Annotated in this window: 9 protein-coding genes; 3 read left to right on the forward strand and 6 right to left on the reverse strand. The window is 68.6% G+C overall.

The features are described 5' to 3' along the window. The first annotated feature begins 287 nt into the window (after positions 1-287). Entirely contained in the window at positions 288-1,571 is a 1,284-nt protein-coding gene (locus G3O00_RS34725) for an isoprenylcysteine carboxylmethyltransferase family protein (protein ID WP_174931760.1), read from the forward strand. 84 nt (positions 1,572-1,655) lie between these two features. Here G3O00_RS34725 and cml read toward each other — a convergent pair whose 3' ends face one another. Continuing rightward, positions 1,656-2,888, reverse strand: coding sequence for a CmlA/FloR family chloramphenicol efflux MFS transporter (gene cml, locus G3O00_RS34730; protein WP_206145681.1), 1,233 nt, complete (start codon positions 2,886-2,888; stop codon positions 1,656-1,658). A 709-nt stretch (positions 2,889-3,597) separates the two neighbouring features. On the opposite strand from cml, the gene G3O00_RS34735 reads away from it, so the two are divergent. Beyond that, positions 3,598-4,179 (forward strand): histone acetyltransferase, encoded by a 582-nt coding sequence (locus G3O00_RS34735; protein ID WP_206145682.1) that lies wholly within the window; start codon positions 3,598-3,600, stop codon positions 4,177-4,179. Positions 4,180-4,205: 26 nt separating this feature from the next. Here G3O00_RS34735 and G3O00_RS34740 read toward each other — a convergent pair whose 3' ends face one another. After that, a complete protein-coding gene (locus tag G3O00_RS34740; RefSeq protein WP_041493641.1) occupies positions 4,206-4,895 on the reverse strand; it encodes a hypothetical protein in 690 nt (229 codons plus the stop codon). A 296-nt stretch (positions 4,896-5,191) separates the two neighbouring features. Here G3O00_RS34740 and G3O00_RS34745 point away from each other — a divergent pair, with 296 nt between their 5' ends. Next, positions 5,192-5,764, forward strand: a complete 573-nt coding sequence (locus G3O00_RS34745; RefSeq protein ID WP_206145683.1) for an NADPH-dependent FMN reductase — start codon at positions 5,192-5,194, stop codon at positions 5,762-5,764. 13 nt (positions 5,765-5,777) lie between these two features. Here G3O00_RS34745 and G3O00_RS34750 read toward each other — a convergent pair whose 3' ends face one another. The 4 genes from G3O00_RS34750 to G3O00_RS34765 form a co-directional block, all read right to left on the reverse strand. After that, positions 5,778-6,392, reverse strand: coding sequence for a DUF2894 domain-containing protein (locus G3O00_RS34750; RefSeq protein WP_206145684.1), 615 nt, complete (start codon positions 6,390-6,392; stop codon positions 5,778-5,780). Further along, positions 6,389-7,033: an OmpA family protein gene (locus G3O00_RS34755; protein WP_011356049.1), complete on the reverse strand. Its 645-nt coding sequence runs from the start codon at positions 7,031-7,033 to the stop codon at positions 6,389-6,391. The genes G3O00_RS34750 and G3O00_RS34755 overlap by 4 nt, the downstream gene beginning before the upstream one ends. 3 nt (positions 7,034-7,036) lie before the next feature. After that, positions 7,037-10,084 (reverse strand): DUF802 domain-containing protein, encoded by a 3,048-nt coding sequence (locus tag G3O00_RS34760; protein WP_206145685.1) that lies wholly within the window; start codon positions 10,082-10,084, stop codon positions 7,037-7,039. Positions 10,085-10,094: 10 nt separating this feature from the next. Beyond that, positions 10,095-10,423, reverse strand: a 329-nt coding sequence (locus tag G3O00_RS34765) for a DUF3348 family protein (RefSeq protein ID WP_206145686.1), incomplete at its 5' end; no start/stop codon positions are given.

Raw genomic sequence — 10,423 nt, forward strand, 5'->3', positions numbered from 1 at the left:
CGAAACAATGGAATGTCGATCCGGCATCCTGCCGCGCCGCGAACGGCGAAGTGCAGCATCCGCCGAGCGGCCGGCGCGCGTCGTACGGCCAGCTCGCCGACGCCGCCGCAAAGCTGCCGGTGCCGAACCTCCTGGGCGGTCTGCTGGGCGGCGGCAACAAGAAGTAACGCTTTACCTATCAGAACCACAGGCCAATGGCCGGGCGCGCATCCATACAAAGCCCGGCCGACGGCCGGCGTCACCCGCCAAGCGGGGGCGCCGGCCCTCATCCGTACGAGGATCCGATCATGAATTCCACGCTTGACGGCATCGCCGCGGTCCAGGACCGCCCGCCCCGTTCCGCCACGCCGCTGCGCGCCGGCCTGCTCGGCATCGCCGCCGGGCTCTTCGCACTGTGGATCACGCGCGACCACCCGACGCTCGATGCAGCCACGCGCGCGGTCATCGCCAGCCTCGCGATCATCGGCACGATCGCGCTGCACGAAATCTTCATCTCGCGCGTCTACCTGCGCCCGAGCGCGGGCCTGTCGCGGCAGGCCGTCCGGCCGCTCGGCATCGCGCGCGTCGCGACGCGGCTCGGCGCGCTGACGTCGATCTATGCGGGCATCGGCGTGATCTACTGGCTGCTGCCCGAATACCACGGCGCGTTCTACCTGCCGTTCTGGTCGCTGCTGCGCTCGCTCGCGCCGTACGTGATCGTCGCCGCGCCGTTCTATTTCGCGTGGATGGACCGCCACCAGCGCGAGACCGACGACGCGTACCTGCTGTGGGGCCGCTACCTGTTCCGCCGCGAGCAGCCCGCGAGCTGGAAGCCGGTGCGCGAGATGCTGGCCGGCTGGGGCGTGAAGGCGTTCTTCCTGCCGCTGATGACCGTCTACCTGTCGAAGGACGCCGATCACCTGACCGCGTCGCTCACGAACGCGATGCACGCGCCGATGACGATCGCGGCCTTCGTGTTCATGTACGACCTGTCGTTCACGATGGACCTGATGTTCGGCACCGTCGGCTACCTGTGCACGTTCCGCATCCTCGACAGCCATGTGCGCACCGTCGAGCCGACGACGCTCGGCTGGGTGGCCGCGCTGATGTGCTACCAGCCGTTCTGGTCGCTGTTCTCGAACAACTACATCCGCTACGAAGGCTCGATGTTCTGGGACAACTGGCTGATGTCGGCGCCGACGCTGCGCGTGATCTGGGGTGCCGTGATCATCCTGCTGCTGCTGACCTACGCGCTGTGCACGATCTCGTTCGGGCTGCGTTTCTCGAACCTCACCAACCGCGGGATCATCACGTCGGGCCCGTACCGCTTCACGAAGCATCCGGCGTACATCACGAAGAACCTGTCGTACTGGATGGTGTCGGTGCCGTTCGTCGAGCCGCTCGGCTGGCAGATCGGGCTCATGCACTGCGCGGGGCTCGTCGCGGTCAACCTGATCTACTACACGCGGGCGAAGACGGAAGAGCGCCACCTAATGCGCGATCCCGACTATCGCGCGTATGCCGAGTGGATCGCGCAACACGGGCTGTTCGCGCGGATCAAGCAGGCATTCGGGCAGCGCGCGCCGGCCTGACGCGGTGGCGCAAGGCGGGGCCGGCGGCCGCGCCACTTCACGGAAACGCCGCGCGGCCCGAAACCGCCGCGCGGCGCTGCATGCTCAGTCGAACGAGGCGCCGCGGTCGCGCCCATCACACACGCGACCGGTCGCACGCGTCAGCGCCTTGATCGCGACGAAGCCCGCGAGGCCCATGCCGAAGCAGCAGGCCGCCAGCGGCCACGCGGTCGCGCCGTCGAAGACCAGCGTCGCGAGCGTCCCCACGCCGGTGACGATCATGCCCTGCACCGCGTAGTAGAGCGCAACCGCCTTGCCGGCGGCAGCGCCGAAATCGCGCAGCGCACCGTTCGCGGACACCGACGACATCAGCACGATACCGACCGCAACCAGCCACATCGGCATCACGAACGTCGCGAACGACGGCTTCGCCAGGACCGTACAGATGGCCAGCACGATCGCCCCCGTCATCATCGTGAGCGCCCCTCTCGCAACGCAACCCGCCTCGCCCCACCTCGACACGCACGTCCCTGCGAAGCGAGACACGACAACCATCACGATCGCGACGGTCGCAAAGGCCACGCTGAACGCCTCGCGGGAATAGCCGGCACCGCCGACCAGCACGCGCGGCGCGGTGGAGAAGAACACGAAGAACGCCCCCATCGCGGCGGCAAACGCGAGCGTATGAACCTGAAAAGGCCGGCTGCCGAGAATCGTTGCGACGGACGGCCCCTGCCGGTTCGCCGTCCGCGGCCGCGTTTCGTGCCAGCGTGGCCACGCGCGGCCGCACGCGAGCAGCCCCAGCAGGCCGAGCGTCGCGAAGATCGCGCGCCATCCGCAGGCCGTCGCGATGGCCGCACCCAGCAGCGGGCCCAGCGCGGGCACGAACGCCAGCATCGCGCCGAACTGGCTGTAGATCATGCGGCCTTCGGGGCGATCGGCGTAGACATCGCGAACGGTCGCGAACGTGGCGACGAGGGCGGCCGACGCGCCCAGTGCCTGCAGCACGCGCAGCGCGACGAACAAGCCGCCGCCGGTGGCGATCGCAAGCGCCAGGGAAGCCGCCGCAAAACACAGTGCACCGCCCAGCACCACCGGCCGTCTGCCGACACGGTCCGACAACGGGCCGAAGATCATCTGGCCCAGGCCGAGGACGACCATGTAGACGCTCAGCGTCAACTGGACGATGGCCGGTGACGTACCCAACGCGGACGGCATCTCCGGGATCACCGGCAGGTACACGTCCATCGCCAGCGACGCGAGGAGATCGAAAGGCGCCATCAGCAGCAGCGCCGACGACAACGAATAGGCCCAGACGGGCGTGGATTGTTCAGGCATGACAAGGCATCCGCTCAGAAAAGGGAATCTGGCGGCGATCTGCCTGGTCAGCGAGGGACAACGGGAGATCGCCGCAACGACCGGTTGACGAAGGTCGTTGCGGCTTAGCGATCCGTGGACGGGCCGGCTCCCATGGAGGAATCCTTGCGGTGTGCGTTGACTGCGCAGTGTAGTCGGTTCGACTGGACGGCACCAGCCGCGTGCGCGCTGCCCGGCGGCACCCGCCGGGCCGGCCCGCGTCGCCTTCCGCTCAGGCGGCGGCACGCCCTCATGCGGCCAATTGTCGCGAAACGACGCGATTCTCCGCCTTTCGTCGCTTTTCATCTCCTGTCCGATTGCCCACCGGAATCGCGTCGCGTATGGTGCTGGCCGTCCGCGTGCGATACAGCGCCCGACCCGCGCGCTGTCGCCCGGACCTTCGACCGTCGTCCCGCACGACGGCCGCGCGGGCCGTGCCCGCCGCTCACCGTCTCCGCGATCCCGCCCTTCGGCGCCGCGCATTCATGAGGAGAGAGACGTGATCCACAAAGTCCTGATCCTGTTCGCACTCTGCATCGCGGGCCTCGCCGCGATCGCCGCCGGTTTCCAGCACATCCCCAGCTGATTCGCGGCCCCGGCTCGCTTCGCCGAGCCCGGGGGCCGCACCCATTCCTTTCCCCTTTTGCGATGAACCACTTTCTCGGACCGCCCGGGACGGGCGACCTTTGCCATGCGTATCGACGTACAGCATTCCCAGCACGACATCGACGATGAACTCGACACGCTCTACACGCGTCTCCACCAGCCGGGCCATCGCCTGCACGGCCTGCCGGCCGTCGCGCTCGGCCGCTCCGGCCTGATCGTCCGCCACCGAGAAGCGGACGGCGAATACTTCCTGTATGTCGAAGATCCGGCCGCGCGCCAGCTCGCCGGCTATACGGTGTTCAACCGCCTGCCTGAAATCCCGCGCCGCGCCGACCGCTACCTGCGCGCGCCGCATACGCGGCTGCGCGGGTCCGCGCAACGCAAGGGCGTCGCGACGACGCTGTATCGCTGGGGGCTCGACGCGGGCCTGTGCCTGATCAGCGGCGCGCGCCAGTCGGTCGGCGCCGCGCAGTTGTGGACGGCGCTCGCGCAGGATTACCGGCACGGCTTCGTCGATATCGACGGGCGTGCGCTGCGTTATCTCGGCGAAACCGTCGCCGATGACGTGCACGGTGCGCTGCATACGCGGCGGCTGATGCTCGGCAATGGATGGGGAATCGGGGAATTCGCGCGCGTGACGGGGATGGCCGGTGCCGCCGGCATGTGAGCGTTAATGCACCGGGCAACGCCGCGCTAGATCGCGATGCCCGTTCGTTCGCTGAACGCCGCACGCAAGAGGTGTGCGTCCGTCATCTCCATCCGGGCGAGCTCGGCGAGCACCGACGGAAGCAGCCATTCGATGTTCGGATCGACACGCTTCATCTGCTCGACCAGCGCGGCCGTGAACGCCGCATCCTCGTGTGCGCCCGACTCTCCGGCCTGACGGCGCTGCCGGTACAGCACGCCGACCCAGTAGCCGATTCGCTCCGGCACGATCCAGCCGGCATACGTACGCGGGAACTCGGCCTTGCGCAGCGCATCGCGCACGACGTCTTCCGGATCGCGCGTCGCGGGCGAGAAACACATTTGCTCGCTCTGCACGAGCAACGCTGAGGTTGCATTGTCGTACGCCGCATAGGTCTCGCTGCAGACGCCCGTGTCGGGATCGAAGCGATAGCCGACGTGGACGGTCACTCGCCCGTCCGGCATCGCGAACGTCCGGTTCGGCGGACACAGCGCGTGACGCTCGGCGAGTGTCAGGAACGCGCCGGTCGCATGCGAATACTCGCGTTCGCGCTGGCGATTGAGCGTCGGATCGATGACCCAGACGACCAACGTCGCCGTGTCGGGACGATCGCGCGCCGTTAGATAGCTTTCTGCCGGAATCGCTGCCACAACCGTCGGCGGCAGGTCGGCATGGCCGATGCGTTTGCGGAACGGCATCGACGTCACTGTCGCTTGCTGTTCAACCGGCGTGCAATGGCACAACGCCTGGCCGTACCCCCACACCTGATTGCAGCGCACGGCGCTGCCACAGTCGTTCCGGAACACTGGTTCATGCCAGCCCCCTGTTGTTTCATTCCGTTTCCAGGCATCCGCCCTCTCACGCGTGCGGGATCGATCCCAGCGATTGTAGCGGTAGCTGTTCATGCGCAGCGCGGCTCGAACACCGGTGCGATAATCCGTGCGATCTGCGCGACGCTCGCCGCTACGCCACGCGCCAACCGACACGCACCTCGATGACCACCGATCCCCGCACCCACGCCGACCGACACCTCGACATCGTCGCGCTGTGCGGCAGCCTCCGCGCGCAGTCGTACAACGCCGCGCTGCTCGATGCGGCCGCGCTCGTCGCGCCGCGCGGCATGCGCATCGTGCGCTTCGATCGTCTCGGCGAATTCCCGCTGTTCAATCCCGACACCGAATATCCGTCGCCCGCTGCGGTACGTGACCTGATCGATCGAGTGAATGCCGCCGACGGCCTGCTGATCGCCAGCCCGGAATACGCGCACGGCGTAACGGGCGTGATGAAGAACGCGCTGGACTGGATCGTGGGATGCGAGGCCGTCGTGTACAAGCCGGTCGCGGTGCTGAATGCGTCGCCGCGCGCGACGCATGCGGACGCGGCGCTGCGGGAAACGCTGTCGGTGATGTCGGCGAACATCGTCGAACCCGCATCAATCGCGCTGCCGATCCTCGGGAGCCAGCTCGACGCGGCGGGGATCGCCGCACTTCCGCCGTTCGCATCGGCGCTGGCCGATGCGTTGCACGCGCTGCGCGCGGCAATCCAGAAGACAGGGCCAGGCCGGTAGCAGCCCGCGTTCGTTACCGCGCCTTCGCGCGCGTCACCTTCTTCGCCGGTTTGGCCACCTTCGCGCGCGGCGCTTCCTTTTCGGGCTGCGCACCGCCGCCGGCGAGATCCTCGAGCCACGCGAGCGCGTCGACATACGACAGGAACTGCTGCAGATAAGCCGGCGACAACTCGCGCATCGTCGCGAGCGACCGGTGCACGAGACTGTTCGAATTGAGCGGCCCCGCGTTGCGCGGCACCTGGTCGAGCGACTGACGGTACTGCTGTTCCGTGCGGACTTTCGACCACATCGTGCGGAAGTAGTCGACCAGCTCGGGGTCGAGCCCGCGCCGGTCGGCCTGCGCATCACGCGCGAGCCGCTCGACGAGTGCCGCCAGCGCGCCGCGCGCGGGCGCGTCTACCGCGCCGCTTGCGGTGGCCGTTTCACCGGCGCGCGCGACAACCTCCGCGAAGCCTTCGAGCAACGTCGCCAGCCGTGCGTCGAGCAACACGCGTGCATCGCCTTCGAGCGCGGCCGCCCGCCGTTCAAGCGCGTCGATCCGGTGAAAGCGCACCGGATCGAGCCGGTCGGCACCTTGCTCGCGCCATGCGTCGAGCGTCGTGCGAACGTGCGTCGCGTCGCCGGTCACTGCGCCTTCCCTCCGTTCGACGCCGACTTGCGCGGCACCGGCGCGATCTCCACGCGCCGGTTCTTCGCGCGGCCTTCATCGTCCGCATTCGAGCTGACCGGTTGCTCGGAGCCGAACGCGGCCGCGAACACCGACGACGCCGGCACGCCGGCGTCGATCAGCGCGCGCGTGACCGTCAACGCACGCTTGGCCGACAGTTCCCAGTTGTCCGTGAACTGGCGGTTGCCCGCATGCACCTGCTGGTCGTCGGCGAAGCCGCTGATCATCAGGATCTCGTCGCGCGTCTTCAGGTAGGCGCCCAGCGGCGCGGCCAGCGTCTTCAGCAGGTCGCGGCCCGCGGGCTGCAACTGGTCGGAATTCAGCGCGAACAGCACGTTGCCGCTGATGCCGATGCGGCCGTTCACGAGCGTCACGCGGCCGGCCGCGAGCGGCCCGGCGAGCGCCTGCTCGAGCGACTTGCGCTGCTGCGCTTCCTGCTGGCGCGCGCGCACGGCTTCCTCGAGCTTCGACGTGAGCTGAAGCTGCATCCCGATCACGCCAACGAGGATCAGCACGAACGCGCCGAGCAGCACCGACATCAGGTCGGCGAACGCGGGCCATACCGGTGCGGAGGACGCGCCGCCGTCGATTTCGTCGTGCATGCGTTACGCTCCGACGCTCGCCCGCCGGCCGGCGAGCTGCTGCAGGTCTTCGACGATCTGCTTCTGCGACATCATGCTCAGGTCGATCACCTCGCGCGCCTGCGCGACGTAGTACTCGAGCTGCTCGTCGCTGCGCGCGAGCGACTTCTCGAGCGCGGCCTCGATGCGTTGCAGATGGGTCAGCAGCTTGTCGTTCGACTCGCCGAATACCTGCACGGCCATCCCGAACGCGTCGCCGAGGCTCGCGACCTCGACGGCGCCCGCCGTGACTTGCGCGGCCACCGAGTCGAGCTTGCGCGTTTCGGCATCGACGGTGTCGTTGAAGCGCGCGCCGACGCGGTCGAGCAGGTCGGCCGACGTGCTGACGAGCGCGTCGATCGCCGTGCGCTGTTCGGTCGACGCGTGGTTGACCGCGCCGAGCAGCGTTTCGAGCGTCGCGAGCAGGCGGCTGCGTTCCTCGAGCATCGCGGTGTCGTGCACCAGGCTGTCGGACAGGCGCTGGCGCAGCTCGGCGACGACGTCGGCCGCAGCCTTCGGCGCCTCCGATGCAGCCTGCACGAGGCGCGCGATCTCGTTGATCGTGTCGCTCGCATGCACCTGCGCCTGCGCGGTGATGTCGTTCGCGGTGCGGGCCAGCGTGTCGCAGATGTCCTGCTGACGCGTCGCGGCCTGCGCGCTCGTTTGCGCCCATTCGTCGCGCAGCGCGGCGGCCATCGCGGCGAGCGAGTCGTTCCATGCGGACAGGCGCTGTTCGTCGCGCGCGGCCAGTTGCGTCTGCAGGCCGGCGTGCGAATCGCGGATCGTCGACAGCAGCTCGTTCGAGCGTTGTTCGAACGTCGACGCCTGCGTGGTCAGATCGCGCGTCGTTTGGGCGAGTGCGTCGCAGATTTCCTGCTGACGGCCCGCGCTGTGCACGCCTGCGCGCTGCCATTCGTCACCGAGCTTCGTGGCCATCGCGGCCAGCGAGTCGTTCCATGTCGACAGGCGCTCTTCATCGCGTGCGGCCAGTTGCGTCTGCAGGCCGGTATGCGAATCGCGAATCGTCGACAGCAGCTCGTTCGAGCGTTGTTCGAAGGTCGATGCCTGCGTAGTCAGATCGCGCGTGGTTTGTGCGAGTGCGTCGCAGATTTCCTGCTGACGGCCTGCGCTGTGCACGCCTGCGCGCTGCCATTCGTCACCGAGCTTCGTGGCCATCGCGGCCAGCGAGTCGTTCCATGCCGACAGGCGTTCTTCATCGCGTGCGGCAAGCTGCGTCTGCAGGCCCGTGTGCGAATCGCGAATCGTCGACAGCAACTCGTTCGAGCGTTGTTCGAACGTCGATGCCTGTGTAGTCAGATCGCGCGTCGTTTGGGCGAGTGCGTCGCAGATTTCCTGCTGGCGGCCCGCGCTGTGCACGCCTGCGCGCTGCCATTCGTCGCCGAGCTTCGCGGCCATCGCGGCCAGCGAATCGTTCCATGTCGACAGGCGTTCTTCATCGCGTGCGGCAAGCTGCGTCTGCAGGCCCGTGTGCGAATCGCGGATCGTCGACAACAGATCGTTCGAACGTTGTTCGAACGTCGATGCCTGTGCGGTGAGATCGCGCGTCGTTTGCGCCAGTGCGTCGCAGATTTCCTGCTGACGGCCGGCACTGTGAACACCTGCGCGTTGCCATTCGTCGCCGAGCTTCGCGGCCATCGCGGCCAGCGAATCGTTCCACGCAGCGACGCGCTGTTCGTCGCGCGCCGCCAGGTCGGACTGCAACCCCGCATGCGACTCGCGCATCGCGGCGAGCGTCGCGCCGGAATGGCGTTCGAACGTCGCGGCGGCGTCGCCCAGCGCGCGCGCATGCTGGCCGGCCAGCGTCTCGCCGACCTGCTCCTGGCGCGACAGCGCATCGCGCCATGCGTCCGACAGGCGGCTTTCGGTCGATTCGAGGCGCGTCGCCACGCCGTCGAGCAGGTCCGTCGAACGCTGCGAGAACGTGTCGGTGAACTGGCCGAGCGTCGTCTGCAGCTGCTGCGCGACGGCGTCGCCCGCGCGGCGCTGTTCGTCGAGCGCGCGGTTCCAGACGGCCGTCACGTTGCCGGTGGTCTTCTCGAAACCGTCCGTCAGCCCGTCGAGCTGACGCTGCACGGCGCCCGTCACGGTATCGCGCAGCGCGGCCATCTCCTGCGCGAGCCCCGTCATCGTCGCGGCGACGACCGGCTGCAGCGCGGCGCCGGCCACGCGCGCGCTTTCGGCGGCGCTTTCCTTCAGCGCGTCACCGACATTCGACGCGAGGCCCGCATACGCGCGCTCGGTCCGGTCGAAAAACGCCTGCTGGCTTTCGATCTGGCGATCGTGCAGCGCGACGCTGCGCGCCTCGAGCGTCGTCATCATCGTCTGCAGACGATCGACCAGTGCCGGCATCACGTCGGCCTGGCGCTGCAGCAGCCGGAACGATTCGTCGCGCTGGTGCGCGGACGAATGCACGCGCAACGTCGTTGCGATCTTCGCGTCGAGCTGCTGGGCCGCGTCGATCCGCTCGCGGCGCACAAGCGCGGACAGCAGGCCGAGCATCGCGGACGTCGCGACGCCGGCGATCGACGTGCCGAACGCGAAGCCGAGGCCCTTCACCGGCGCGATCAGCGACGCGCGGATCGCGTCGAGATCGGTTGCACTTTCGAGCGCGGCGCCGGTGCCCTTCAGCGTGACGACCATCCCGAGCAGCGTGCCGAGCATGCCGAGCAGCACGAGCAGGCCGACGAGGTAAGGCGTGAGCGACGGGCCCGGCAGCGCGACGCGCGCGCCTTCGACCCGTGCGCGCACGGCGCCGCGCAGGCCCGGATGCAGCGTGTCGAGCCACGTATCGAGTTTCGCGGGCGGCTCGGTCAGGCCGGCGACCGCGCGCGACAGCGTGGCGGTGGCCTGCCGGTAGCGCAGCAGCTCCCATGCGCCGGCGACGTAGCACGCGGCGATCAGCAGCGTGACGGCCGACGCCAGCGGGTTCGACGCGACATAGCCGACGCCGATCCAGCCCACAGCGAGCAGACCGGCGACGAAGACAACGAGATCAAGGCGAATTCTGGACATAGCGTGTTGATTAGCTGGTGCGAAGGGCCGCGAGCAGCCCGTCTACCGTTTGAAACCGGACTTCGAGTTCGGCAAGCAGGATGCTTTGCATCTCGTCGCGAAACGTATCGAGCCATGCGCCGGGCACGATCGCCGCGACGGCCGTGCCATCGGCCACTACCGCGCCGTCATCGGCCGGGTCGGCCGTTGCTGCGGCTGCGGCTGCGGATTCGGCATCGGCCAGCGCCTGCCGCTCCGCGTCGCGCAGCCGCCCGAAACGCGTGCCGAGCAACGCGGGGATGGCCGACAGCAGGCTGCGCTCGCGTGCGCCGAGCACGCGCTCCATGATCGCGTCGAGCG

Origin of the sequence: Burkholderia sp. Ac-20384, assembly GCF_017104605.1 — a bacterium.
Taxonomy (GTDB): Bacteria; Pseudomonadota; Gammaproteobacteria; order Burkholderiales; family Burkholderiaceae; genus Burkholderia; species Burkholderia lata.

Coding starts and splice junctions, on each gene's coding strand:
- G3O00_RS34740 (WP_041493641.1), bottom strand. CDS start 4,895: ATGCCGTTCCGCAAACGCATCGGCCATGCCGACCTGCCGCCGACGGTT.
- G3O00_RS34735 (WP_206145682.1), top strand. CDS start 3,598: ATGCGTATCGACGTACAGCATTCCCAGCACGACATCGACGATGAACTC.
- G3O00_RS34745 (WP_206145683.1), top strand. CDS start 5,192: ATGACCACCGATCCCCGCACCCACGCCGACCGACACCTCGACATCGTC.
- G3O00_RS34755 (WP_011356049.1), bottom strand. CDS start 7,033: ATGCACGACGAAATCGACGGCGGCGCGTCCTCCGCACCGGTATGGCCC.
- G3O00_RS34725 (WP_174931760.1), top strand. CDS start 288: ATGAATTCCACGCTTGACGGCATCGCCGCGGTCCAGGACCGCCCGCCC.
- cml (WP_206145681.1), bottom strand. CDS start 2,888: ATGCCTGAACAATCCACGCCCGTCTGGGCCTATTCGTTGTCGTCGGCG.
- G3O00_RS34760 (WP_206145685.1), bottom strand. CDS start 10,084: ATGTCCAGAATTCGCCTTGATCTCGTTGTCTTCGTCGCCGGTCTGCTC.